A 26,032-nucleotide genomic window follows, 5' to 3' on the forward strand; every position below is an offset into this window, starting at 1 on the left:
GGAGTAATGAGCTATGTCGAACAAACCTTTCATTTATCAGGATCCGTTTCCACTGGCGAAAGATGAAACGGAATACTATCTGCTCAGCCGCGAGCATGTCTCCGTAGCAGAGTTTGAAGGTGAGCAGGTACTGAAAGTCGAGCCACAGGCGTTAACGCTGCTGGCACAACAGGCTTTCCACGATGCCGCGTTCATGCTGCGACCTTCTCATCAGAAGCAGGTTGCTGCCATTCTGACCGACCCGCAGGCTAGCGAGAACGACAAATACGTTGCCCTGCAATTCCTGCGTAACTCCGAAATCGCCGCCAAGGGCGTGCTGCCGACCTGTCAGGATACGGGTACCGCCATCATCATGGGCAAAAAGGGCCAGCGCGTCTGGACCGGCGGCGGTGACGAAGCCGCGCTGGCGCGTGGTGTGTATAACACCTACACCGAAGATAACCTGCGCTATTCGCAGAATGCGCCGCTGGATATGTATAAAGAAGTGAATACCGGCACCAATTTGCCCGCGCAGATTGATCTCTATAGCGTGGATGGCGAAGAGTATAAATTCTTGTGCATCGCCAAAGGCGGTGGTTCGGCGAATAAAACCTATCTCTATCAGGAGACCAAAGCGCTGATTACCCCGGCGAAGCTGAAAAACTATCTGGTGGAGAAAATGCGCACGCTGGGTACCGCGGCCTGCCCGCCCTACCATATCGCTTTCGTGATTGGCGGAACTTCAGCTGAGTCCACGCTAAAAACCGTGAAGCTGGCGTCGACCCGCTACTACGATGGCCTGCCAACCGAAGGGAATGAGCACGGCCAGGCATTTCGTGACGTTGAACTGGAACAGGCATTGATGGAAGAGGCGCAAAATCTCGGACTTGGCGCGCAGTTTGGCGGGAAGTACTTTGCGCATGATATCCGCGTGATCCGCCTGCCGCGCCACGGAGCCTCCTGCCCTATCGGCATGGGCGTATCCTGCTCCGCCGACCGTAACATCAAAGCGAAAATTAACCGCGACGGGATCTGGATTGAGAAAATGGAGGCGAATCCGGCGCACTATATTCCGCAAGAGCTGCGTCAGCAGGGTGAAGGCGATGTGGCGAAAATCGACCTTAACCAGCCGATGAAAGCGATCCTCGCCCAGCTCTCTGCCTTCCCAGTATCGACCCGCGTTTCGCTTAACGGCACGATTATTGTGGCCCGCGATATCGCTCACGCGAAGCTGAAAGAGCTGATTGATAATGGCGAAGAGCTGCCGCAGTACGTGAAAGATCACCCGATCTACTACGCTGGCCCGGCAAAAACGCCAGAAGGTTATGCTTCCGGTTCGCTTGGCCCAACTACCGCAGGGCGTATGGACTCCTACGTGGAGCTGCTGCAATCTCATGGCGCGAGCATGATCATGCTGGCAAAAGGCAACCGCAGCCAGCAGGTCACCGATGCTTGTGCCAGACACGGCGGTTTCTATCTGGGAAGTATTGGCGGCCCAGCTGCCGTACTGGCGCAGCAGAGTATTAAAAGCCTGGAGTGTGTTGCGTACCCGGAACTGGGCATGGAGGCTATCTGGAAGATAGAAGTAGAGAATTTCCCGGCGTTTATTCTGGTGGATGATAAAGGCAATGACTTCTTCCAGCAGATCCAGAACAGGCAGTGCGCAGGCTGCAACCAGCGGTGAGTAATAATTGAAAAACCCCCGGCGGATTTACCCGACCGGGGGTTTTTATTGCGTGAATAGCTATGGGTGTTTAGCTGAAATTTACTGGCGTCACTATCCGCGATGCCTCCGGTGGTGCTTTATTCATCATTGCTCACCACCAGCAGCGCATAGAGGGTGGCAATGTAGCGGGCGGGCTGCTGCTCTTTATAGCTGAAAAGAAGCAGCGTTTTTCCCTGCCCGCCCTCACAACAGTGTGTAGAGTACAGAAGCGCTCCTTCTGGTGCGGTGTAGCGGGTAAAAGCCTCAGGATCGAAGGTGATGGCTTTGATTCGGCCTGCCACAGCAGCCTGGATGTGCTCGGGCAGCCGGGCAAAATCCTGGCTTTTGTAGAGATCTGGCTCAATCTGCTGCTGGCAACGCGGGCAAAGCAATTCGACACATTGATTAAAAATGCCTGTTTCCACACCATCATGCAGCATGACGCGTTTCTTGATGAGTTTGTCGATTTTCATCTTCATCACCCTGCCCGGCGTGTTAATAATTCAGACCGACTATTTAGTCATTATCTGTGCTGATATTAATCACATTCACTTTGCCGCCAGTGACATCGAAAGCGATATTTTTGCGCTTGAGTGAATACATAATCCACTCTTCGCCGTCGCTGTTAGCGGTTTCGCCAGCACCGTAATGCTCAATTACACTCTGTTTCGCGTCGCCAGGCGTAACGCCGCGCGCGGTGTGCAGTGTTGGGGAGTGCAGCGTTATCTGTCCGATGACGTAACTGTCAATGCTTTTGCCACGCTGCTGCCAGTCGATATTCGCACTGTAGATATCAAAGCCTGCAAAAATGTGGCGATAAAATTTATAATTTTCATCACCAAACGGCACCTCACCGACAAAATCCTCGCTGTTCTGTTTCCCTAACGCAGCAAGCAGATTACGATCCCAATTCTGCCCAAGGGTGACTGTCTGTTTATTAATTTCAACGGTGAAGTCATTTTCCGCCAGCGGCGTTTGCGCCGCCTGGGCAGATAAACCCAACAGCAGCACAAAAACAGGGATGATTCGTCGCATTAACATTTCCATAGCCAGTCGAAAGATCCGCTATTTAAGCCAGCTACCCGCCTCGTTGACAAGCGTTTTACCCGCCTGCGTCACCACCAGTTTCGGCGGGTTGTAATCCACCCGGTAAAGAACATCACCATTATGGAATTCTGCGCCAGTGACGCGGTTTGCACCATCCAGCCGCGTTTTACCATGCAGGCTAATCTGCTGGCTGTCACGGTTCCGTGCGCCGATATATAGCAGATCATCGCAAGGCGTAGTGAACTCACCGCAATTGTTACGGATCGCAATCATAAAATTATCTGTACGAATAATTTTCGTGGTCGCGCCAGTGTGAACAGCCTCTTTAACCAGGGCGTAATTTACCGGAGCATAATAGTCACCGCGTTCAGGCGGTTGCGTAAGATGCCACGCCATTTTGTCACCATCAATAACCAGCGTGGCTTTGCCGTTTTTACCGCCAAAGCTCGAGTCAAACGTAACAATGGCAGTGTCGTTATCAACTTCGCCGCGCAGATTGTTGTGCTGTTCGTCCGGGCAATCGATGCGGTTACCACGCTGGGTAATAAAACAATACGACCCGGTAATTTGGTTACTCTGCTGGGATAACTTCAGCGTTAATGTGGACTCGCTGCTTTCACTACCGTGCCACTGCCCGGTGAAATCCGTTGCCGACGCAGTGCTGGTGCAGCAGGAGAACAAAAAGCCTGCGGCGAAAAAGTAGAGCCTGTAGTCAATTGAATGTCTACCCATAGCGTGCGTTAGATCCTTATCACTATTCCAGATTCTTAAGGCCCGTAAAAGAACATCAGTGTCGACAAGTCGTCAAGGTCGGCTTTCAATAAAGCATTTTTCCCTGCGGTTCTAATGACAGCTAATTCCTTTCATAAGAATGGTCGACGGATGTTCCCGTGCCAAGGTCATTAATGCTTCGATATCCAAGGGTTTTTAAGTGCTTTGCAGAGGAAATTGTGCAGCGCTTCGCCCTCGTTACGGGTTAAGTGATCCATAACCATTTTCTCGTTGAAAGTGAAAGGCGCAGCGACACTGCAAACGCCTATGCAATTTAAGAGAGTATCTTTTCACTCTGATTTCTCTGCTTAAAGAAAATCTTTATCCGGGGCGTGGTCAAATAGCTCACCCGCAATATTCGCAATCCGTTTATGCTGAACCAGTTTGTCTTTCCACTCTTGAGGAATACCCGCGTAGCCGTATAGTGCCCCGGCAATTTGCCCGGCTGTAGCCGCAACGCTGTCGGCATCGTCGCCCAGATTAGCCGCTAATAAAATCGCATCACGGAAATTATCCGTATTCCAGACCGCCCACATCGCCGCTTCGAGCGTGTCGATAACATACGCACTGGAACGAATCTGATCGCGCGTTTTTTGTTTGTACTCACCGGCATTAATAATAAGCACACGTGAAGCGAGCGGGACGATGTGTGGTAAAAACGTTTTTTCTTTGTCATAACCGTAGATTAAATGATTCAACAGCAAACCAAGAAAAAAACAGGCTGAAAGGGATTCGGTCGTACCGTGCGTTGCCTGGCTTTGCGCCTGGGAATCAAACCATATTCCGCGTACGGTTTTGCGGCGAAATATAGCTACCGGAGCTTCACGAACTAATGCTGCATTACCTGCAGTATTTTTCTCTGTATTACCCATCCACGTTTCACCATGCTGGAGGTATTGCTCAAGCGCAAAACGAGTCGTTTTACCGATATCAAAGCAGATGCCATTGCTGCTATTCTCACCCCGCTTATACCAACGCACCAGGCGATTTCGAAAATCCTTAAAATCCAATGTATTATTTTGCAGATAGGTTTCTGCAAGGCACAGCATCATTGAGGTATCACCCGTCCACTCGCCAGCCTTAAGCCCGAAGATTCCACCACCTACCAAATCGCTCACTCTGTAACGATCGCGTGCTTGAAATGCAAGCGTCGCCCCTACAGCGTTACCTACCGCCAGCCCAACTAATGCGCCAATGGCCTTATCGCGGGCATCAGGAATGGACGTCTGAAGCGGAAGCGCTTTATCCCAGGCATCATATTTTACGGCGGCAGGATCCGGAGCTTCAGACAATATTTTGCGGACGTTAAGGGGGCGGTAATGACTGTATCGATCGCTATAGATGCTGATTGTTAAGTCATCTGCATGCAAATCGATCTTTGGCGACCCTGAAAAGAGAAACAGTATATAGTGGCGAAGTGGCAAAACATTAATCGGTTGCCCGCAATGATGGCATTCACCATCATTGCCTGAGATAGATTTTGCTAATGAGACTAATTTTGAAAATTTACTTATCTGATGAAAATGTTATTTCAGGTAATAAAACATGCACCAAACCAGAATAACAATCAGACATTAAAATCATCCGGATATAACAAAGCCAGTCTTTTTTGCGTCTCAGCAAAATTTTTATTGACCTGATGAGGCAGCTGTACTTTCAATCCTTTTCGAATCTGTGACGCAATATAAAAAGCGTCGGTCAGTCGCTCAAAGAAAATCTCATCGGAAGTTTCAAACTCTTTTACAGCATACATACCAAAAGTGAGTTCGCGTAGCTTACTTTTATCCTGCTGGGTACCTTTTACAACATCTCGCAAATATTCCAGCTGCGCAACAATTGATCTGTACATAGGTTCGAGTGCACCAGCATCCGGGTTACTTTTTATTGCATTGTGCCTTTTGATTGCCAGCCTCAATGCTTTCTCAACATAATCTAATGCAGTTAATTCAGTCATTTAACGGGTGTCCAGGTATCTCTTTGTGTTGAAAACCATTGTATTCCACCGCCCTCTGTTTGGAAAGGTTTGCCGGGAACAGACCAGGTATCAAGAGCTGGAGTAGCTGTACTTCTTAGCATCAGCGTTTTCTCCTGCGCCTGGTAAGCAATGACCTCTTTCGGCACTATATCTGTTGTGCCGCGAACCTGGCCAACAGGGTTTATTCCGAGTTTAGTCGGTGGGGTATTTTCATTCATCGAATACCAGTTGCCCTGCCAGTTACCCGGCGATTGGTTCTGATAGGCTATTTTCCCGCGGTTAATTGTTTCAACCGAAACCCTTTCTTCAAGGTTAATACCTGACATATATGCGTCAATTTTCCCCTCTTCAACGCCCTGTTTGCGCATGAAATCTTCAACCGTTTTTCTGTTACCGCGAATGTTGATATCTTTATTTAAATTACCGGTGCGTTCGAACTTCGCATTCAGCTCAGCGCGGCGAGCTGAGACGGCTGGAGCGGGAGCAGGTTGCGCCACAGGTTTGCCAGCCCGCCAGGCATTAAACTTCGCCCCGCCTTTAGCACCCAGGCCACCGCCAATGAGTCCGCCAAATAGCATGCTCCATTTTTGACCATCGCTGCCCTCACCAAAAAACTCACCGCCAACGTAATTGCCGAGCGTTCCTCCGGTCATGCCACCTGCGGTGCTAAGCAGTGCAATGGCTGGCCCGGCAATCACGGCGAGCGCGCCTGCACCAACCCCCAGCATTACCCAGTTGACCCATCCGGGGATCTCCGGGCTGATCTCATCGGTTTGCACCTTTGCACCGCCAATAAATACATTGGCGGAACCCTTGAAGATCTCTGCGCTGCAGGTTAAACGATCGCTAATGCGCGCAGCAGGATAATTATTGATGTAAACCTTTATCGATCCCTCTGCGACGCGCTGAGGTGTTCCGCTGTGTTCATCACATTCACCGAGCGACAGATGTGCGCGAATCGCCTTACGGCTGTTGATAAAAACATCAGGAGATCCCTCCTTCAGCGTCCCGGTAACGTGCCTGGGAGCCCATGACATACTGCCAAGGACTTCTCCAAGGCCTCCGCCTGCGCAAGCGCTGGCCGCAACAGTAGAAACGACGACCAGCGCAGCACCACCAGTTACCGCTACGGCAGCGACGCCAAGCAGAGCGCCGCCGATAAGACCCGCAATCATCCAGCCTTTCGACGCCGTATGTGCGATCGGATCATCAACTCGCGCAGCTTGGTATTCAGCCATGATTAACATCACTTCCGTTGCGGGCAAGGAAACGCCGGACTCCTTCTAAGGAGTCCAGGCCGGCAACGCCTTCAAATGTTCGACAGGCAGACAACTGCTGCGCAAGATGGTGCCCGCCCCCCTGCGGCAGTGTCCATAGCGCATAGCGCACGGGCTGACTTCCTGGTACGGAAGCGATCCTTAACGCCTGCCCGTCCTGTGCGTAGAGCAAAAATACGCCTTCGCGCGCACGCTGCAGAGGTAGGTGCTGGTAGAGGGACTGGATACCGTCAAAAGAGGATAGGTGCTTCGTTTCCGTATCGAGAGCAAAGAATATTCGCGGGTCGTCAGCAAGTAACATTTGCTCAGGCTCTGTTTCCCGCTGACGATGGAATTTGATGCTCTGGATAATATCCTGATACTGCCGCTGATAATATTGACTAAACTCATCGGGGCATGTGCCAATATAACAAACAATTTTTTTGCCAGTGGGCTGCTCATCCAGCAAGACTACCGTCTGACGTTGAAAAATAACCGTGCCATCATTTTTAAACTGGTAAAAAAGTTCAACCGCAGGTTCACCATCAACTGACACGGGCTGCGATAAATGAAGACGAAATTCTGGAACGGTAATTTCCATTTCGCGTAAAATTCGCGCCGCTACAGCCTGAATATTTTCATTTTTTTTAGCGCTGGCTCGGGATACAACAAAGGTGAATTCACTTGCGCCATTATCATTTAGCGTAAATAAATTCATGGTGCGATCTTTAAACATATCCGGTAGCGCGAGCGTCGCTTCCTGAAGAGTATAGTCAGCCATTTCTGTATCCCTTTACTTATTGCTGTTAATAATAAAAAAGCTATCAACTTCTTGTTGGATGGCACCTTGATGACCCGAGCCAGGTGCAACAATATCTGCATGCCCTCCATCCGGGTTCAGGTGAAGCTCACCGCCTAATGTATTTATCTGCCCTGTTTGTTTGACGGTAAAATTAAAATTATTGCCAACAATATTGATATTGCCATCGTTGGTTAACTCAATGGCGCTCTCACCGCATTCCAGACGCAAAGAAGTGCCTGCGGATAAGGTGAATGAATTGACAACTTTATCATTTCTGTCACTGCCGGTTAAATTCAGGGTATTTACTTTTACGCCGCTCTTCTGATCTTTCACCACGCGCAGCGTTTCGTTCTCGCCGACAAACTGCGTATGATTTTTTTCGATGGTGTGAGTTTCATCATTCTCAACATCAACATCAAGATTTCGCTCTGCATGCAACCACACCTGCTCTTCGCCCGCTTTATCTTCAAAGCGCAGGGCATTAGCGTTATCCACCGAGCCATCTTTCGATCGGCTCAGGAAGCCCATCTGTGTGGCCGCTGCCGGTAATGCCCAGGGCGGCATGCTCGCTTCGTTGTAGACGCGCCCGGTAACAATCGGACGGTCCGGGTCGCCGTTGATGAAGTCAATCACCACTTCATCCCCCACGCGCGGAATTTGCACCCCGCCGAAGCCCTGGCCTGCCCACGCGCTCGACACACGCACCCAGCAGGAGCTGGTGTCATCCCCTTTCGCCTGCCGGTCCCAGTGGAACTTCACCTTTATCCGGCCATACTTGTCCGTCCAGATACTCTCCCCCTGCGGGCCCACCACTTTCGCCGTCTGCGGACCGTGGGTTTTCGGCCACGCCGTCACTGGTGCCGGGCGGAACACCACCGAAGAAGGAATCACGGTGAAGTCGGTGCGGTGCACCGTCTCGCCGTCTGACCCACTGGCGTAGCGGTTTTCTTCCAGGAAGTAGTTCGCCTCGGTGGTCAGGTACTCCCCGTTATCGCTGAAGAAGGGCGCGTTGTAGAGTGCGAAGGTGTGACCCGGCGCGATACCCACTGCCGTGGCGGTGGCCTGAATCTGCTGGTGCTCCACCTGCCAGCGCTCCTGGCGGATGCGGGCGTAATACTCCCCGTGACCGTGTTCGACAAAACGTCCCGGCCAGTCATAAACGTCAATGCTCCCCGGCTGCGGTGAGGCCGGGTTCTGCCGGGCCTGGAACAGCCACGCGTTCGGTTTGCGGAAGTCGTAGTCGTCGAGGCTGTAGATGCCCGGCGTCACGCTGTCCTCCAGCGCCCACTGGCTGATGCCCTCTTCGCTGGTGCTGCCGCCGGAGGGCGTCGCGTGGTAGGGAATGGTTTCGTACCCGCTGAAGGGCTGGTGTTCGGTGGCAGCGTCCGTCAGCACCATCACGTGCCGCTCGGCTTCGTGACTAAAGTGGTAGGCAATGCCCTCAAGCTCCATCAGGCGGCTGATGAAGTCGAAACTGCTCTCCTGGTACTGCACGCAGTAGCCCCAGGTGCGGTAGCTGCCGGTCAGGCGGTCCTCAAGGTTCACCTGGTATTCGCCAAGCAGGGTTTTCACGATTTGCGGCACCGTCTGCTCCTGGAAGATACGCAGGTTGCGGTCGCGCTTCATCGGCCACACGTCCGGCTCCACCGTCAGCCGGTAGACCGCATACCGCGTCCCGGACATCTCCGTGGCGCTCACCGCCACGCGGGTGATTTTACCGTTGAAGTGGCGCGTGCCGCCGGCAATCCCCTGCGTCGGCACATTCACCGTCACCGGCTGGCCGAGCAGCTGGCTGCGGTCGATGCGCGCGTCGGTGCCCAGCACGGTCAGGGAGAAGGCAAATGCCTCAGACAGCGCCTCGCGCCCGGAAAGTTTCCAGAAAAGCAGGCCGTCTACCGGTAGACTGACTGTAATCCTGTCTTGCATGATGCGATCCTTGATGAAATGTCTTGATCGGGGAAATGTGTGCCTTTAGTGCGCATTACCTCGCGCAGTGGAATTTCAGGCTCAAAACAATTTCCTGATACTACTGTTGATGAGGCTAACTCGATTCGCCCTCGCGGTGCCGATATCGCTACCCGCTTTCTGGCCTGCAGCAGGATCCACCGACAAACTAACTAGTTTGATGATGATAAACGACCCGGCTGTCAAGCGTAAACGAATATAAAAGTGCGACTACAGGATTGTTAAGCGCCGGGTTTATTACTGGCCTGTGGCGCCATATCCGGGAGCGTTTTCCCATCAAGCTGGCTTGCCCACTGCTTAATGTCCTTATCCATACCATCGTCAGGATGGTTAGTACGGTAATTCACAGCACTACTATCTGGCAAAATCCAGGCAGCTGAGAGCCGCCCATCAGGATAGATGACAAACGCTGAAGCGTTTTCCTGAGCCAGATGCTGCATCCAGCCCGACACAAAGAGGCCCCCCGCCGAAGTGAGATGCGGTTCACCATAAACATCAAAATTGGCAATGAAATTGTCATATTGATTGCCAAGAAGCTTTTTAAGCTGCGCTGTCACCGCTTTGTCGGCAGTAATACTTTCAACCGTTTCGAGCTTATCATAGTGACTAAGCTGGAGCGCGGCTAACGCCACGTGAGCAGGTGTAAAGGTCAGCCAGGCTAACAAAGCAACATAATATGGCCCCTTGCCTAAAGCGCGACGATGAATTGACATACTTTTCCCCTGAAAACCTGCATGGATTCTTATGGTGTGTAGATGCTTTATAACAAAGTACAACACAGCTGATAAATGAATCTTTAAAAAACTATTCGACGTTGAAAGTTGAACATTACGTATGCGCGTAAAAATTAGACTCTATAAGTAAAAACTTATGATATTACGCACTTAACACAGGTGCTAAGTTCAAATTAGAACTATTTATTGAGAATAACAGAGTGTCAGTGCGTGAATCTGTAGAAGGGTACATGTCAATATTGGCCGATCAAAAAATAAGCACTTTCATTCAATAAAGGACTGCCCTCCCTCATCCTGACAAACACTTTTTTATCGCTCATCTCTCATAAACTCTGTTTTCACCTGTCTGTTATAACAAAAGAAATAACCCAACTATTTGACTCTTGTAAATTCTGGCTGGGTGAGTGTACTGCAATATATGACCACTTTTTATAGCGATGCTCTATCCAGGCTTAACAGAAGTTGAGAGAGTGGCACAACGCTTATGTCGGGAAGAGCCAGAATGCACTTTCTAACATAACGTGCGGTCTGATACGTTAGTCGCGTCCTTTTGATGCTCTCTAGAGTAAAGAAGTTAGCAAAACGATCCGAGGTAGGTAAAACAATGCATAGCTGAATCATTTCTCCAAAATCCCTTTAGTCTCCTTCAATATATGCTTTGCAGAGTCTACCCTAAGATAGATGACAGGAATTGTTGCACCGACCTGGTACTTATCTAAATCCATAGTTTTCACAACCGTCAAAACTTTCTCTTTTGATACAATCGCGCCGCTATTATCTACAAAAAAATAATCCACGGTGATGTTTACCAACCCATTAGTAGTAGGCGCACCCGGTACCACAGCAGTAATTGTGCCATTAACATACACCCCATCATTTCTGATTTGCCTTGCGATCTGGTTATTTTTGATAGATCTTAATATCATAAACAAAAAGACAGAGAGGAATGGTACAGCCAGAACATAATTTATATATTTCCAATAGGTCATTAGCAGTTGTTATCCCATTTCGCATTGTGAGCACTGACTGTTTCAGTACATATAAATATATGTAGACTGCTGCATTAAAAAATGCTTTATTTTATTCTGAATCTAATGCGTGATTTATTTCAAGCGCATTACTACAGACTCATTCAATAAATATAAAACGAATATTATCATCATTCAGGTATTTTATTTGAATTTCCTTACCTGGTTCGAGCTGGCTTGCATAGAATGTAGAAACAGTATTTTTACCCTCTACCAGTCTCTGCCCATCAGGGAAATCCACCCAAAGTGAGTAATGAATGTTTGAACTGCCACCTTCATTAGAGCTTCTTTCTCGGATATTGATTATTTTAGCATTGAGTTCGACACCATGATTTTTTATTAGCGCATCTTTATAAAACAACCATCCGATCCAAAAAATAAACCCGCCTGTAATGAGCAGGCCGAACATCGCTTCCATTTCTTCTCCTTAATAGTGCTGGACAATAATGGCATTAACCATTTTACGCAAAGTAACCTAATACGCATTATGGACCTAAAATGATCGGCCTGTCATGGATTGCTATATTTTTAGGGTTCTTCGGATCATACTTTATTGTAATGCCATTACCAATTTTATAACGTTCTATCTCCTCAAACGACAGTGCTTGCCTCACTGCAGACTCTACTGCTAAACCCTCACGGGTTTTAAAACGAATCGTGATTTGATAAATGGGTCTGTTGCCACCCCAGTATGAGGTCTGGTGTGAAGCAACAATATCGCCTTCTACTGCGATACCTGTTTTTACCACGCGGCTCTCGACAAAGCCGCTTCTAAGCGTTGGGATAATATCTTTTATTAGCAGCCTAAAAAAAGCAAACGTACCTATACAAATCAGTAGCGCAGTGGCAGAACTCGAAATGATATCAAACATGGTTAGCTCAGTAGGTTAATTTAAAATTCCATGCCAATTTCAGCCAGACATTGCGGACAGGCACTGCATAAATAATGGGAAAGCTTGAGGATAATAATCCTGTCATTTAATTTTCCGCTGATTTTATCTCTGTCATATAAAATAGCATTATTAAAATCAGTCAAACCATGCATCACAAGTAAATCCCGGTCAATATGGCAATATTGTGTTTCCATATCTGACTAAGGGGTGACAATTAAAACTTTTACTATCTCAGAAACTTCTTTGCATATCGTAAGTGCGTCATTTATTGACTTTGAAATCGTTACATTTCGAGCGTTATCATGCAGCATACATACTGAAAACATACTCTCGGCTCCCTCTGCTCGCCCTAATTCATCTGGCTTCATTAATGGCACTTACTAACTAAAGCTCTACTTTTTTGATAAAAATTGGGTTAAGTTAATTAGCATAGCGCATCAGAACATACTGATTAGCACGCAGCAAGGTGAATTGGTCTAATCTTAATCACCCAAAATTAATGGCTTATCTGTAATAGCAATATGGTGAGGATTAGTAGGATCGTACTTAATTATTGTATAATTTCCGGCAGCAAACCGCTCAATTTCGCTAAAACTGAGCGGTTTCATTATCGTCGCCTCTGTTTGTTGCTGTTCCACTGTCTTAAAACTTAGCGTCAATCTATAAATTGGTAGATTTCCATCATAGCTGGTCGTTTGTGAAGCGTGAGTGATTAGTGCGTTAACACTAATGCCTGTACTTAATACGTCTTCTTGCATAAAAACACTTTTCAGGTAGGGATATAGCGAAGTGTGGAGGAATCTTGCCATTGGAAAGACGCCAAACAAGAGGCCTATAATGATTATCAAAATTATATAAAAAGTTTCCATGCTTGTTCCTTGCTTCGGTCTTTCTTGCACCAGAGTTGATTCACCTGTCTAGCGGAGAAGGTATTTTAAACTTTACTTTTTTGGGGTCTTTGCGTGAATAAACCAAGGGCACTTTCGCACCGGGTTGGTACTCTGGAATGTTAGTAACATCGATTACCGCTTTTCCTTCCGCGTTGATGACTTTATTATTAGCAGTTATTAACTTCACCTGGATAATAACATTTATAAAGGAAGCATTTCCGCCACTGGAACTACGAATTTGAACTATCTCGCCATAGCCATCTACGGAATCTTCAGGTTCTATGTTTACAGCGTCTCTACCAGCCATAATGAAGGTATAACAAAAGAAAATAAACATACCCAAAAAGAAGGCGAGCAAAGGATAAGTTACAAAGTAAGAAATATACACCATCACCTCTTAATATAAATTATTGCCATGATCATATGTTGCAATTAAAAAAGAGAGGTTAATCTTATCTATCAAACACAAACATATATTCATTGTCATTTTTATATATCAACTTTATTTTTTTACCTTTCTGAAACTGGGGGGCATAAAATGTATCAATCTTTTCAGTTCCGCTTAACAACCGTCCTTCTATATTAAGAATATACGTAATGCTTGTATTGCCCGCCCCATCACTGCTTACAGGTCTGACATTAATGATTTCTGCAATCACAGGCCTTCCCTCTACCATCAATTTATCTCTTTTATTTGTCAGATAAAAACCGTAAGCGATAATAAAGGAAACTATGAGCAGACCAATTATTAATTCAATTATGAACTCAGTCATTAACTCATCTCACTGTTGCATGAAATAGTAGTCCCCAACACAGTAACGTTACCAATGTGACGTAATAAAATAACCAGACCCTCCGTGAAGAAACATACTAAATTATTTATGCTCTCGCAAAATCAGCCACACCTTTTCAGGATCTTTTTTATTGTAGTAAATATCCAGGTTTCTTTTGCGCTCCAGAACCATGAGATCAAGCATTGTGACGATTTGAGTGTGATTTGTATTAATTTCTCTCCCATCTAATGTTGTAAACGACAAGCTAAAAATGCACTGTGGTGAACCCGTACCTGAAGTCGAGATTTGTTTTATATTTGTGATTTCGGCATTACACCTGCCGCCATGTTTTTTAAAATTATCATAAATAGTCCCCGTATAGAAAACCCAAGCTATTAATGCGCACGGCGCAGCAATACTTAATAACAGACCGATATTATTTCCGAAGGACACGCCACGCCTCTTTTAAAATAACCAAAACCGCAATTGATTATGATGCATATTATAATTACAGTTCAAATGTTGTTCGGAGAAAACAACTAATTCTTGACACCGATGGTTATACTTTCAAGTAGAAATCACAAACTCAACTTTTACTGAATGCAGCCACATACTCTTTCCGGGAGATAAGATGATTGCGTTAGCATCTTTTAATACTATATTTATTTTTCCTGGCTGCATTTGCAAGGCATCGAAAGAATTGCTTTTAACTCTAAACTGTCTGCCTTCAGCATTAAATATATATACAACTTTAGTGTTCCCTGCATTTTTTACTAAGCGGTTTGATATGTTCACGCTGGGTATGACAGGGTCCCTTAACCTATTAACCTCTCCGTTTTATTAACAAGTAAAAGGCTTGTATGCTAAACGAATAGAGTATGGATAACAGTGGTAATAATGTTATTATCATTTTTCTTATCTTATTAGCAGCCATTATAGAAGTCTATTGATATGACGGCTACTTTCCTGCCCGCACCTTTTTTTACTGTCATGCCCAGCCCCTTTTTTAGTAAATGCATTTGTTCTGGCGTAATTAAACCTGTGCCAGTATATAATTTTTTATCATTTGGTAGCAAAAAATCAAATTCATAAAAATAATCATTTCCGTATCTGGCGTTTTGTTTTCTCCATGATTGAATATTTGTTTTTATTATTTCACCCTGCCAACGAGCGCTGGACAGATAAGACTTGATCCCGGACACATCACTTCCATCTTGCTTTTCTAAAAAGTAAAAAAAAGCAGTAACGACTATCGTTAGAAAAATGCCTCCATACATGAAATACGCAGAGTACTCCTCAAGAGCCATTGTTCCCCCTTAAAACCCAGTTAGATAGAACAAGTGTCATGTATAATACAAATAAACTAAAAACGAATACTATGCCAGAACAGGATGCAGGAATCACTTATCAAAAATTAATATAAAGTGCTTATCATCAATGTAACTAATCTTTATTTTCATACCTTTCTGCATTTGAGGAGCATAAAAAATATCAATCTTTTCTCGCCCATGGATTTTACGTCCTTCTACATTCAAAGTATAAGCTACCGTAGTATTCCCTGAGTCATCGGTAGAAACAGGCCTTGCTCCTTCAATGACGGCGATGATCGGCCTTCCTTCTCGGAGGATTTTCTCCCTTTTAGACACTGATATAAAACAAAATATAGTTAGAGCAACAAGCATCCCGCATGCTAATAATAGCCCCATCATATTTTAACCCTTATCTTATAAAATTTAATGATTAAATTTTCCTACGAGAGCTTCGTGCTTCGGGCAGGGCCATGGTCACCATTTGTGTGCGAAGCATAATCAAAGTTGATTCTACGCCATATCTCAAGGCACCAGAAAAAATCGCTGGGATCTTACGGCAAACAATACAAAAGAACAGCGTTTTTTCGCATTATTTTATCAAACTTTCTGACGTAAAGAACGTTTAGCATAAGTCTTTTCCTTGCCATGCTCTGTTTGAAACTCTAGCTCGAGCCTAAGCCTCATGCTCCCTGTCCCTGCCCCCCGCTATTATTTTAATAATAATTTTGGCCTCAACCTAATACCTTAATACCTAAACCTTTCTTTATCATGAGCGGTGTTAAAAACATCATGCGCCATTCCGGCGAGCAACAACAGGAGCGTGAGTGCAATACTCGATAAAGTTGAATATGGCATTTATCTCATAATATGTCCTGCTTTAATGAGAGGTACATAAAAAAAATAAAATCACTTGCATAAGTTCGGTTTCAATTCCTATCAAATTAAAGCCTTAAATATCATTGAGTGCGCAGGAATAACTGAAAGCGAGGCTACTCCATATCCTCAGGAACAAGGTAAACTTGCCGAGGATCCTGTGGCAAGTAATACAAGAGAACGGTATTTTTTCTCATTATTTTAATCAACTCTTCTGGTGTGAAAAAGTAGCGGGTATGCGTTCTTATTACGCCATTTTTAGTTTGAAACTCCAGATCAATCTTATATTTCGTATTGCCTGTACCAGAAGAACTAATATCTCTCTTGCCAAGTATTTTGGCCTCGACCTTTATACCTTTTGTCCTGAACTTATCATCATCAACCCCAGCCTTAAAGACAGAATAAACAAGCCAACCGACAAATAACACTGAGATAATGATGGACCAGACCGTTGAATTTGACATGTTTTGAATTAATGCAACCATCATTTATGAACCACGGAAATTTAATTAAAAAAACAGAATGAATCGAATTTACAGAGCATGTATTAATTCTATTTTATTAGCTATCTACACTACAACTTAGCGACGGCGTTCATTATCAATGGTGATGCGCAATAGAATACCCAGGCATTACTGTGTCATTTCCATTTTTACATTAGGAATATTACAAGAAGGATCGGTTTTCAGATAGACAACAGGCAGTATAGTTCCGACTTTATAATTGTATAAATCGATTGTGTTGATAGCCGTGCGTACATGTTTATTTCGGTAAATATTGCCCTCTTCAGAAATGAACTCATAATCCACCTCTATGTTGACAACACCCATTTTTGATGGCGCATCGGGCACTATTTTTGTAATGGTCCCTTGAACATATACAGGGTTACTACGGATTTTCCTTTCAAACCGATTGATTTTACTATTCCGAATAATTATCGATAATACAATGAAAGCAATGATAACAGGAAAAATGAAGTGTAAATATTTTAAATACTGCATGATACTGACTCATCTTGTTAAAAGCTGGATATTGGAAATATAAATATTTCGATTTACGACGTCTCTTTTCCGGCTTGAAGGTAAAAATGGCGCTGTACATGAAGAGTCTACTTTATGCCGTAAGAAATAAGAGAGAATTATTTTGGATACATTAGCGATAATATGATAGCGCATAATAAGCATTGCTATAACAGCGACAGGTATAATATCAAAAAAAACCGTCAAAAAGTCCTGTTGACACGCCCTATCCTTTGCACATTAATTGCAGCCCTCGTTATTATTAAGCTCCACATACCATTTACTCGCATTTTTTAAAAACAAACATAAAGTTGTTATCATCTATGTACATGATTTTTATTCGCATACCCGGCTGCAACTGAGGAGCATAGAAAGTATCAATTTTTTCCTTACCTTTAAGAAGCCGACCGCCTATGTTAAGCGTATATAGAATAGTTGTATTACCGGAATCATCAGAACTGACTGGTGTAACACTCTCTACTTTAGCCATAACAGGCCTTCCCTCGCGCATCAGTTTGTCATGTCGCGCCGTGCCTTTGTAGATAATTATAAAAAAACCATTGCCATTACAGTTAATAATATCAGTCCCATTAGTTTCTCTTAAAACAGAAGATAATTCGTACATGGAGGCAATGTTAAATAAATTGTATTGATGAAAATCACCACTACTCGCTGAGCTGATTTATGATAACAAGCTTACTCCTTAAGATTATTGCTTTTTTATACAAAGATATATTAACGCTATCTTGAAACTCCTGTTTGTTACTTTTCCATTTTCCTTCAGAGATTTTTTTACCTCTTTAAAAGCCATGTTGTAACTTACAAATCCTCCAAAGCATTTCTTACGTTTAGAACGTTTTTATGAGGGTCCGTTCTCAGGTATATGACAGGCACGCTCAATCCTATTTTATAATCGATTAAATCCATTATTTTAATTGCTGTCATGACGTTTTTTTCTTCGATCAAAGTGCCATTATCTGTATAAAACTTATAATCCACAGTAACGTTTACTACGCCAAAGGTAGAGGGCGTACCTTGCACAACCTTTGTTAAAAGCGCATCGACATACACCGGGTCCTCAGTAATTCTCTTTTGTAATCTTTTTTTCATATAATTGCGAATAAATATTGATAACATTATAAACACAACTATGACAGGAGCAATAACATTTAGACATTTCAAATATTGCATTTATACTTTCTCAGAGACGCGTTTTTGAGATGTATTTTTCACAATGCTATATAAAACTGTTCGATTTAACTAATTCAGTCCTATAACGTTCGTTGCGTAAAAATATAATCAAAATGAAAACCTCAGTGAAAAAACTGAGAAGCACTATACTTCAACACTCTTAATGATATTTTTAAATCTGTATTAACTCAGGCGTCGCCAAAATCATCTCTTAAAAAGAAACGAATAGCTTCCATCATCAATGTACATTATTTCAATTTCCATTCCAGGCTGGAATTGCGGAGCATAGAAGGTATTTATTTTTGTCTTACCGTAAATACGCCTACCTTCCACCTTCAGTGTGTAGGCAATAGTTGTATTGCCTGAATCATCCGCACTCACTGGAGATGCATGCTCTATCATTGCCATTACTGGTCGTCCTTCGCGCATTATTTTATCATGGTTTTTCTTATCAATGTAAACATAAATCATCAATATGGCGAGGGCTAAGATAACCATTAAAATACCCATTACCTGGCTCTTTCCTTTTATTAAAACAAATCATCGCCGAGAAGCAGGATCTTTAGGGATCAGGTCTAATTAAAGAGTTAATTATTTCAGACCTGTGCTTAATTTATCTATGTGTTTTTTTGATATTATTTTTTAGAACAAAGATGTTATTTTTATCATCGGCAAACATTATTTTTTATTTCCCTGCCTTGTGGTAGTTGGGGAGTGTAAAAGGTATTAATTTTTTCACGCGCGTTTAATTTCGCCCTTCAAGATTGAGTATGTACGAGACTGTTGCACTATCTGCGTCGTCCGAACTTAAAGGGCGAACGTCGATCATCTTAGTCGTGATAGCTGCAGAGTACGAAGGTGTTACACGATCAATCATAAACGTTGATGCTCCCCTGCTGCTGCGAGGAGGTCTCCTGCCGGGCTGAAACAGCTACGCGACGGTTTGCGGAGGTTGTAGTCGTCAAGGCTACCTGGCGTCAAGCTCTTTCGCAGAACCCAATTGCTGATGCCTGCTTCGCTGGTGCTACCGCTCATGGGCTTTATGACTTGAGTGGTAGGCAATGCCCTCAAGCGCCATCAGGAGGCTCATTTTCCGGAAAAGCAGGCCGTCTATCGGCGGTTTTATCAAACTCTGTTCAACAGAGTAAATAATTTCTTAGAAGCGACGATGTCAAAGCGCACCTGAGGTTATCGGTGCGCTTGTTGTTTTGCATATTTACTCTGTTTTTGATGGATGGATTAAGCTGCCAGCATCAAGACTTTGAATTGGCTCGGTACAGTACGCATGCCGACAGCGTTAGTGGAGTTTTGCAGGCTTACGCTGGTTAAACGCGTCGCCGGCGTTCCTTTTAACAGAACGGTAAAAGCCCCCGTCAGGTGGCGCGAAGGCCCCATCACCGTACCTGATGCAACGCCGGTTGCGACGCCGGGGTTATCGCCGTTGGTAAGCGGCGTCACCGTCGCCAAATTATGTGCGGGCATACCCATAAAGAGGATATTCAGCGCATTCGGAATCGCCGTTGGCCCCAGCGCAATATCCGGATAGGGAATGGGTGTGGGGGCAGGCATTGGCGTCATACATACATCCGGAAATGCCAGGTCAACCCCCATCATTTGGCAGTTAGCAAACATACTCTCTCCTTAGCCCATGTGGATCTGTTCAGAATCGACTTTGGTGATCGCTTTCGAGGTGATCACCGTGTTCTGCGCGTGCATGCGCAGATAATCTTCCGCTTTCATATCCAGCTGACCGGCGCGAACATGCTCCGTCTGGCGCGTGGTGCGAAACAGCTGCTGGCTGATTTGCGTCACGGTCTGCCAGACTGACTCGGCCCGCTTGCCGACAACACGGGAAAGGGACACCCATGCGGAGATCTTTTCGCCGCTATAATTCATCTCACTGATATGACAATCCCCTTTTGTCGCATTGATATTGAGTGCTTCGCTGCTCAGGCTCAGTGCGCCCTGGCTGGCTATATGCAGATCGCCCTGCACGCTCAGCTCTACTGCAGAGGTCGTGTTCTGGCGCTCCAGCACCGCGAGCAGCCACATCTGGTTATCGACGGCGCTAATCAGCACCGTATCGCCCGCCTGCGGAGCGATAACGCAGCTTACGGCGCGATGACAGTGCCAGCCGCGGCCTTCGCTTTCTACCATCAGGCTGCCATCCTCAAAGCAGTGAGTGACCTGCGCGGAAAATTGTCCGCCAGGGATCGCCGTCATCAGCAGCTGGTGATTAATGTTCGTCATTATGAGTCTCCGTAAATTCTGCTATGGCGTTCGGCGCTCCAGGCTTCCGCCGCCAGTAACTCTTCGTCATATTCAAGGATGCCTTTGCGATCGGCAAAGCGCGCATTGTCCTGCCGGGCACGATGAAAACGGGTGCGCGAAAAGGTCGCTCCGCGAAAATCCGCCAGCCGGAGATCGGCGGCAGAGAAGTCCGCATAGGTCAAATCACACAGGGTGAATTCAGCTTCCTGCGCTATTGTCTGCTGCAGGATGCTCTGGAAGAAGCGGCTCTGCTTAAAACAGGTTTTGTTGAGCGTCGCGCCGACAAATATTGCCTGGTCGAACAGGCTGCTCTGCGCCTGCGCACCGCTTAAATCCGCTTCCATAAAGAGCGCCTGCGTGGCATTCACGCCGCGAAGCTGTGCCTGCTTTAATGATGCGCCTTTAAAGTTACACTGCGTAAGCTGCGCACCGTTGAAATCAGCGCCATCAAGCTGATTATCGGTAAACTGGCAACCGGTAAATTTATGCTGCGCATAGTGCTTGCCGCGCTGGTCGCAGTTGAAAAATACTGTGCGCTCGAATTGGCTCTCCTGCAGATCGACATCACGCAGGTCAATACTAAACAGCGTAGTCATCAGGTTATGGCAATGATCGAGCTTCGCCCCGCCAAGCGGTGTTTCATAGAAGGTGGAGCGATCGAAACTCGAGCCGCTAAACAGACTCTGCTCCAGCGCACAGCGCATAAACTGGCTGGTATCGCTGCTGATGCGCGTGAAATCACTGTTTGCCAGATTGCAGTCATTAAAGACACAACGGGTCAGCGTCGCGCCGCTGGCGGTGATGCCCGCCATCTCGCACTGGTTAAATACCGTCTCTTCCAGAGTCGTAGCAGCCAGATTTGCGCCATTCAACTGACATTCGGTAAAAACGCTCTCTTTGAGATTAACGCCCTGCAGGTTGGCTCCCTGCAATGACATCTCCTGGAAAATCGCCCCCGAGAGATCGCAGCCTTGTAGATCGAGTCCATCCAGGCTGAGCTCCATGATCGCTTCGCCGCCCTTTATTTTCTGCTGCAGCTCTGCGGCCGTTAATCTCTTCATATCACCTCCCCGTCACGCTTCGGCAATGTTTTAGCCCGTTTGGTGTAAGCGCCCTGGAATTGCGTCGTCTCACTGGTAAAAGATTGCGACAGATCGGCGCGGAAGAGGTTGGCAAAACTAAGATCGGCCCCTTCAAGACGGCTTTTCTGCAATATCGCCCCCATCAGATTTGCCTCGTTAAGGCGTGCACGGCGAAAATCGGTGCGAATAAACATGCTGCCGGTGAGGGTTGCGCCGCTAAAATCCGCCGCTTCGCACTGCGCTTCGCTGAGATCGCTATTATTGAGCCTGGCCCGGATGAAGCGCGCGCCGGTTAACACCGCCTGGCGCAGGTTACTCTGCTTGAGATGCGCGCCGCTGAAATCTGCTTTGGCAAGCGTACCGCCAGAGGCCACCGCGCAGGTTACCAGCGTGGCGCCAGCGAAATTCGCCTCTTCGAGCAGGCTTTCCACCCAAGAGCAGCTCTCCAGTTGAGCCGCGGCGAAGCTGGCATGCTGAAGCTCGCATTTAATAAAGCTGGTTTTATTCATCACCGCATGACTGAAATCCGGCTTCGGTAGCGTCAGCTCCATAAAGACGCCGCCATCAATCGTGGCGTGATTAAAATGACACTCGCTAAAACCTGTTTCCCGCAATAAGAGATTGTTCAGGCGGGCATAACTAAAGTCACAGGCGTCAAACAACGCGCCGGTCATCTCGGTTTCATTCAACTGCGCGCCCTGAAAACCGGTTCCATTGCACTGCGCCAGCGCCAGGCTGGCCTTGTCCAGGCAGCAGTCACGCAGTGAGGCATTTTGTAAATCGGCGCGCGCCAGCATCGCCTGCGTGAAGTTCGCGCCATCAAGCTGACAGTTGCTCAGGTTCGCGCACTCCAGCAGCGTGTGAGTGAAGTTCGCCCCGCGCAGATCCATGCCGGAGAAGTCGGCCCCGGTCAAATCGAGCCCGCTAAAGTCGCCGCCCTGCGCCATGGTGCGTTCGGCGCGCTGGCGAATGATCAGCGCGATATCGCCAGTGAGCTTGACTGCTGGCGGCTGTTGCGCAGCGGACATCAGGTACATCTGATGCAGCGCTTCACGGCTTTGCGCCAGCTTCTTCTCGCTCATCTGTGAGGCGTTGCGCTCAAGCATATCATTCATGCGGTGCATGGATTCCGGGCCACGCGGGCGGTTTTCATCGCTTGCGGCGTCAGGATATTTTGCTTCCATCTCCGCTTTACGTGCCTCGGCCTGCTGCTGCATTTCCGCCGCTTTACGCTCCATCTCTTCGATAAATTCAGGCAGCTCATCAAGTTTGGGCAATTCAGGCTCATCAAACGCTTTCATCTGGTCGCTGACATCGCCACCCTGCGCTTCCAGCCGCGCCCGGTGCTGCTCACGCAGCTGTGTGGCACGCGCATTCTGGTTCTCGCGCATTGGGCTATGATTTTGCTGCACCTCATTGTCGATCCACGGGCCGATAGCCTCTTCCGGCACCAAATCTTTTTCGCGGAAGGCAAACAGCGCGCCCTTCTCTTTATCAAGACGCTGAGTGAGCACTTTACGGTAGTGATTAACGGAGCGTGTCGCACCCGTTTTTTCCAGCGCTGGCATCAGGTGCAGCACATCGGCGGCATCATCTTCGTTGATCCGCTGGTTGCCGTGCCAAATCAGCACCATCTGCTCAAGATGAGGAAAGAACCAGACGGTGGTAGCACGCAGCGCGATCTCCTCAAACAGGATCTCATCCCCGCGCTGGCGCTGAATAAAACAGCGCGCCTGCCACGGAGGTAACGTGCCTTCCTGCACCGGCTTTTGCGGGTGCATGTTCCAGATGCACCAGGCGGCCTGCGGCGGCAGCGAGTCACGCTCCTCCCACCACTGATCGGGGCTGGCGGCATTGAAGACGCGCCAGTCGATATCCGGGGCGAAACCGGGGAAATCATTCTGTAGCCAGCGCGCATCATAGTTTTTGCCCATGCGACGGAAACGGCGCGGCCAGGTCAGATCCAGCGGCCCAAAGCTTGCCGGCTCCGGTTTCATGCGCGGCGACACTACGCGCTGTTGCAGGGCTTCAATATTTGGCAGGCTACGGAACTGCGTGCCGTTATGGTTTTCCACCACCGCGCCGATACCGTGCGGGTTCTCTTCATACCCTTCACCACCAAATGCGCGACTCCAGTCGAGACGCATTTGTTCAAACGGTTTTGGTGCGGTCGCCCTTGATCCTGCCCAGTAACGATCGCCGGTCACAGCGAGGGTTTTGGTCAGCGTGTCGACTTCGATGCGAACCGCGCAGGCTGTTTTATCTTGATGGTGCTGCGTATACGCGTAACCGGTAGCAAGAAACTCAGCGCGCGCCTTCGGCATCGCCATATCCAGCACGCCGCCGCTGGTTTGCAACTCGCTGGCCGCCAGTTGCCAGAGTTCAACTTCAGGAAGAAGCTTTGGCGCAGCACTCATATCAGCCAGCGCCATCACGGCAACGCCCAGATGGTTCTGGCCCTGCAAACGGAACGGACGGTTTAACACGCTTAGCCGCAGCGGTTTGATAATCTTCATATAACTTCCTTTGGAAGATTAAGAGTGGTGTTGGCGTCTGAGAAAAAAGGGTTATTTCAGTACGCTCGGAAGAGTATGGTTATTTTGTGTGGGATCGCTGCGCAAATAAACGATCGGAACCGTTGCGCCAGCATTGTATTGCGTCATGTTCATAGTTTTAACGAGAGTTACAGCATTTTTCTTTATGTATCGATTTCCTGATTCGTCTTCAAACTCATAATCGAAAGTGACGTTGACAATGCAATTGCGGGCCGGTGTGCCAGGCACCGCTTTAATGATTAATGCGTCGGTATAAACAGGATCGCGGGCAATGCTTTTTTTCATTCTCGCGTTTTTGAAATCCCGCAGATCAAGAAATAAAAAAGGATTACTCAAAGTGCAGGACAAATGTAAGTCAGGTATATCAAAGCATCCATTATGTGCGCCGTTACAAATCAGGCATTTTAGGATTTGAAATGGGTCTTATTAAGCAAGCACAATTGGTTTTTATAAGGGATGTTGTAATCTACCTAAACTCGCATACCACAAGCATCTCTATCACTTCGATTACCCCAACCCTTGTTATAGCAGAAAAAAACTCTTCACCCATAACTCCGGAAAAATATTATATCGCATGACACGCTTTAAATAGCCACAATATTACCTTCACTTTTTAAAAACAAACATATAGTTCTTATCATCAATGTACATTATTTTTATATCCATCCCTGGTTGTAGCTGTGGGGCATAAAAGGTATCTATTTTTTCGCGTCCTTTTATGTTTCGCCCTTCAATATTAAGGGTATAAGCAATTGTAGTATTTCCAGCATCATCCGAACTTACAGGGCGAACTTCAATAATTTTGGCTAATATAGGTCTACCATCTCGCATTAACTTCTCTTGCTTAACATATCCAACATAAGCCACCAGGACAAATGCGCTTAACCCTAAAATAGTCACTATAACTTCCGTAATCATTTCCTTACCGCTCCGCATGAAATTATTATCATTGCAAAAACCATGCTACGCAAGCTTGCTGAGGTATGCTTCATAGTGGTAATAAATTCAGCTTTGCCGTCAGGCTTAGATACCTCAAATTTTGTTTTGTTATAAGCCACGCTTTTAAATGCAGCCGAAGTCAAGGAATTTGACACATCAACAATTTTTGTTGCGAACGATAGAGATTTCAGACTAAAAGCTTCATTCCAAAAACCTTTCTCCTTTTTATGAATATATACAACTAAAGGAGAGTCAAATAAAACACCAGGTGCTTTTATAACAATCTTATTGGATACTTGCTTTGTATAAGCTTCCTCAACATATTTCCTTGTATGTTTTACCGGTAGCATACTGCCAGTATAACAATCGCAATCTCAAATACTTTACGCTTCAAAAAATAGGTTTAATGCCCGCCCAGGATTATAGGCTTGTCATACAAAGATATACGAGCAGGGTCTTGCGTGTCATATTTGATAGTTGTCCAATTCCCTTCAGAATATTTTTCGATTTCCTTAAATGTCAGGCCATTTCTCAGGCTTGCCTGGGTTTCACGACCATCTTGAGTAGTGAATTTAAATGTGAGGATAAAGACGGGCATATTGCCATCCCAGGAAGTAGCCTGATTAGCAGACAGTATATATGCATCTACGGCAATACCCTTTCTAGCAACTTCGCTCTGAATGGAACCTTCCTTAATATATGGTATGACATCTTTATATAGAAATCTGGCAATAGACAGGAAAGCAACCACTCCAATAAACACTTTAAACCCCGTATTAACCACATCCCACATAGGCCCTCCTAAAGAAATAAATTTAATATTTCCTGACTAATATCCACACCGCCAGCAGTTATAAAAATTTTGAGAAGAATAATGTTTATTGGGTTATTTTTATACACAAAAGCTTCATGATAAATGGATATCGGGTTAGAAGTGATATTAGTTTGAGCGTAGTTTTATAATAATTCCCTCG

33 protein-coding genes are annotated in these 26,032 nt (G+C 46.4%); 1 reads left to right on the plus strand and 32 read right to left on the minus strand.

Annotation, left to right across the window (positions count from 1 at the left end):
- Window positions 1–13 precede the first annotated feature (13 nt).
- Window positions 14–1,663 carry a class I fumarate hydratase FumA gene (gene fumA, locus HF650_RS12870; RefSeq protein WP_187799013.1) on the plus strand — a complete coding sequence of 550 codons (1,650 nt, stop codon included), beginning with the start codon at window positions 14–16 and terminating at the stop codon, window positions 1,661–1,663.
- 119 nt (window positions 1,664–1,782) lie between these two features.
- Here the strand turns inward: fumA and HF650_RS12875 are convergent, their stop codons facing one another.
- From HF650_RS12875 to HF650_RS13030, 32 genes are all read right to left on the minus strand, one after another.
- On the minus strand, window positions 1,783–2,157 hold the full coding sequence (locus HF650_RS12875; RefSeq protein WP_187799014.1) for a hypothetical protein: 375 nt from the start codon (window positions 2,155–2,157) through the stop codon (window positions 1,783–1,785).
- Between the two features lie 43 nt (window positions 2,158–2,200).
- On the minus strand, window positions 2,201–2,719 hold the full coding sequence (locus HF650_RS12880; protein WP_187799015.1) for a hypothetical protein: 519 nt from the start codon (window positions 2,717–2,719) through the stop codon (window positions 2,201–2,203).
- 30 nt (window positions 2,720–2,749) lie between these two features.
- Entirely contained in the window at window positions 2,750–3,463 is a 714-nt protein-coding gene (locus tag HF650_RS12885; RefSeq protein WP_187799016.1) for a hypothetical protein, read from the minus strand.
- Window positions 3,464–3,810: 347 nt separating this feature from the next.
- Window positions 3,811–4,926, minus strand: coding sequence for an ADP-ribosylarginine hydrolase Tri1 (gene tri1 / locus HF650_RS12890; RefSeq protein ID WP_223284152.1), 1,116 nt, complete (start codon window positions 4,924–4,926; stop codon window positions 3,811–3,813).
- Window positions 4,927–5,069: 143 nt separating this feature from the next.
- A complete protein-coding gene (locus HF650_RS12895) occupies window positions 5,070–5,456 on the minus strand; it encodes an immunity protein Tsi6 family protein (protein WP_187799017.1) in 387 nt (128 codons plus the stop codon).
- Window positions 5,453–6,715 (minus strand): polymorphic toxin type 46 domain-containing protein, encoded by a 1,263-nt coding sequence (locus tag HF650_RS12900; protein ID WP_187802682.1) that lies wholly within the window; start codon window positions 6,713–6,715, stop codon window positions 5,453–5,455. The genes HF650_RS12895 and HF650_RS12900 overlap by 4 nt, the downstream gene beginning before the upstream one ends.
- Entirely contained in the window at window positions 6,708–7,514 is an 807-nt protein-coding gene (locus tag HF650_RS12905; protein WP_187799018.1) for a DcrB-related protein, read from the minus strand. Before HF650_RS12905 ends, HF650_RS12900 begins: the two co-directional genes overlap by 8 nt.
- Window positions 7,515–7,526: 12 nt before the next feature.
- Window positions 7,527–9,461, minus strand: coding sequence for a type VI secretion system tip protein TssI/VgrG (gene tssI / locus HF650_RS12910; RefSeq protein WP_187799019.1), 1,935 nt, complete (start codon window positions 9,459–9,461; stop codon window positions 7,527–7,529).
- Between the two features lie 260 nt (window positions 9,462–9,721).
- Window positions 9,722–10,213, minus strand: a complete 492-nt coding sequence (locus HF650_RS12915; protein WP_187799020.1) for a hypothetical protein — start codon at window positions 10,211–10,213, stop codon at window positions 9,722–9,724.
- 638 nt (window positions 10,214–10,851) lie between these two features.
- Window positions 10,852–11,223 carry a hypothetical protein gene (locus HF650_RS12920; RefSeq protein ID WP_187799021.1) on the minus strand — a complete coding sequence of 124 codons (372 nt, stop codon included), beginning with the start codon at window positions 11,221–11,223 and terminating at the stop codon, window positions 10,852–10,854.
- A gap of 139 nt (window positions 11,224–11,362) precedes the next feature.
- Complete coding sequence (locus HF650_RS12925) at window positions 11,363–11,680, minus strand: hypothetical protein (RefSeq protein WP_187799022.1); 318 nt, start codon at window positions 11,678–11,680, stop codon at window positions 11,363–11,365.
- Window positions 11,681–11,747: 67 nt separating this feature from the next.
- On the minus strand, window positions 11,748–12,134 hold the full coding sequence (locus tag HF650_RS12930; RefSeq protein WP_187799023.1) for a DUF3592 domain-containing protein: 387 nt from the start codon (window positions 12,132–12,134) through the stop codon (window positions 11,748–11,750).
- Between the two features lie 20 nt (window positions 12,135–12,154).
- Entirely contained in the window at window positions 12,155–12,349 is a 195-nt protein-coding gene (locus tag HF650_RS12935) for a hypothetical protein (protein ID WP_187799024.1), read from the minus strand.
- Window positions 12,350–12,637: 288 nt separating this feature from the next.
- Window positions 12,638–13,024 carry a DUF3592 domain-containing protein gene (locus tag HF650_RS12940; RefSeq protein WP_187799025.1) on the minus strand — a complete coding sequence of 129 codons (387 nt, stop codon included), beginning with the start codon at window positions 13,022–13,024 and terminating at the stop codon, window positions 12,638–12,640.
- A 40-nt stretch (window positions 13,025–13,064) separates the two neighbouring features.
- Window positions 13,065–13,436: a hypothetical protein gene (locus HF650_RS12945; RefSeq protein ID WP_187799026.1), complete on the minus strand. Its 372-nt coding sequence runs from the start codon at window positions 13,434–13,436 to the stop codon at window positions 13,065–13,067.
- 61 nt (window positions 13,437–13,497) lie between these two features.
- Window positions 13,498–13,818 (minus strand): hypothetical protein, encoded by a 321-nt coding sequence (locus HF650_RS12950; RefSeq protein WP_223284153.1) that lies wholly within the window; start codon window positions 13,816–13,818, stop codon window positions 13,498–13,500.
- Between the two features lie 102 nt (window positions 13,819–13,920).
- A complete protein-coding gene (locus HF650_RS12955) occupies window positions 13,921–14,271 on the minus strand; it encodes a DUF3592 domain-containing protein (RefSeq protein ID WP_187799027.1) in 351 nt (116 codons plus the stop codon).
- Between the two features lie 470 nt (window positions 14,272–14,741).
- Window positions 14,742–15,125, minus strand: coding sequence for a hypothetical protein (locus HF650_RS12960; protein ID WP_187799028.1), 384 nt, complete (start codon window positions 15,123–15,125; stop codon window positions 14,742–14,744).
- A 93-nt stretch (window positions 15,126–15,218) separates the two neighbouring features.
- Window positions 15,219–15,527 carry a hypothetical protein gene (locus HF650_RS12965; protein WP_187799029.1) on the minus strand — a complete coding sequence of 103 codons (309 nt, stop codon included), beginning with the start codon at window positions 15,525–15,527 and terminating at the stop codon, window positions 15,219–15,221.
- Between the two features lie 590 nt (window positions 15,528–16,117).
- Window positions 16,118–16,489: a DUF3592 domain-containing protein gene (locus HF650_RS12970; protein WP_223284154.1), complete on the minus strand. Its 372-nt coding sequence runs from the start codon at window positions 16,487–16,489 to the stop codon at window positions 16,118–16,120.
- Window positions 16,490–16,633: 144 nt separating this feature from the next.
- Window positions 16,634–17,002 (minus strand): hypothetical protein, encoded by a 369-nt coding sequence (locus tag HF650_RS12975; protein WP_187799030.1) that lies wholly within the window; start codon window positions 17,000–17,002, stop codon window positions 16,634–16,636.
- A gap of 298 nt (window positions 17,003–17,300) precedes the next feature.
- Window positions 17,301–17,510, minus strand: a complete 210-nt coding sequence (locus tag HF650_RS12980) for a hypothetical protein (RefSeq protein ID WP_187799031.1) — start codon at window positions 17,508–17,510, stop codon at window positions 17,301–17,303.
- 329 nt (window positions 17,511–17,839) lie between these two features.
- Window positions 17,840–18,211, minus strand: coding sequence for a hypothetical protein (locus tag HF650_RS12985; protein WP_187799032.1), 372 nt, complete (start codon window positions 18,209–18,211; stop codon window positions 17,840–17,842).
- Between the two features lie 204 nt (window positions 18,212–18,415).
- Entirely contained in the window at window positions 18,416–18,721 is a 306-nt protein-coding gene (locus HF650_RS12990) for a hypothetical protein (RefSeq protein ID WP_187799033.1), read from the minus strand.
- Between the two features lie 729 nt (window positions 18,722–19,450).
- A complete protein-coding gene (locus HF650_RS12995; RefSeq protein WP_187799034.1) occupies window positions 19,451–19,843 on the minus strand; it encodes a DUF4150 domain-containing protein in 393 nt (130 codons plus the stop codon).
- A gap of 9 nt (window positions 19,844–19,852) precedes the next feature.
- Complete coding sequence (locus tag HF650_RS13000) at window positions 19,853–20,461, minus strand: DUF3540 domain-containing protein (RefSeq protein WP_187799035.1); 609 nt, start codon at window positions 20,459–20,461, stop codon at window positions 19,853–19,855.
- Complete coding sequence (locus HF650_RS13005; protein WP_187799036.1) at window positions 20,461–21,543, minus strand: pentapeptide repeat-containing protein; 1,083 nt, start codon at window positions 21,541–21,543, stop codon at window positions 20,461–20,463. The genes HF650_RS13000 and HF650_RS13005 overlap by 1 nt, the downstream gene beginning before the upstream one ends.
- A complete protein-coding gene (locus HF650_RS13010; RefSeq protein ID WP_187799037.1) occupies window positions 21,540–24,080 on the minus strand; it encodes a DUF2169 domain-containing protein in 2,541 nt (846 codons plus the stop codon). Before HF650_RS13010 ends, HF650_RS13005 begins: the two co-directional genes overlap by 4 nt.
- Before the next feature lie 51 nt (window positions 24,081–24,131).
- The gene (locus HF650_RS13015; protein ID WP_223284155.1) at window positions 24,132–24,404 is read right to left on the minus strand and encodes a hypothetical protein; all 273 of its coding nucleotides are present in this window, start codon (window positions 24,402–24,404) and stop codon (window positions 24,132–24,134) included.
- Between the two features lie 321 nt (window positions 24,405–24,725).
- A complete protein-coding gene (locus tag HF650_RS13020; RefSeq protein ID WP_223284156.1) occupies window positions 24,726–25,037 on the minus strand; it encodes a hypothetical protein in 312 nt (103 codons plus the stop codon).
- Window positions 25,034–25,408, minus strand: a complete 375-nt coding sequence (locus HF650_RS13025) for a hypothetical protein (protein ID WP_187799038.1) — start codon at window positions 25,406–25,408, stop codon at window positions 25,034–25,036. The genes HF650_RS13020 and HF650_RS13025 overlap by 4 nt, the downstream gene beginning before the upstream one ends.
- 53 nt (window positions 25,409–25,461) lie before the next feature.
- Entirely contained in the window at window positions 25,462–25,851 is a 390-nt protein-coding gene (locus HF650_RS13030) for a DUF3592 domain-containing protein (protein WP_187799039.1), read from the minus strand.
- Between the last annotated feature and the right edge of the window lie 181 nt (window positions 25,852–26,032).

It is taken from the genome of Kosakonia sp. SMBL-WEM22, from assembly GCF_014490785.1.
In the GTDB taxonomy this organism is placed as follows: Bacteria; Pseudomonadota; Gammaproteobacteria; order Enterobacterales; family Enterobacteriaceae; genus Kosakonia.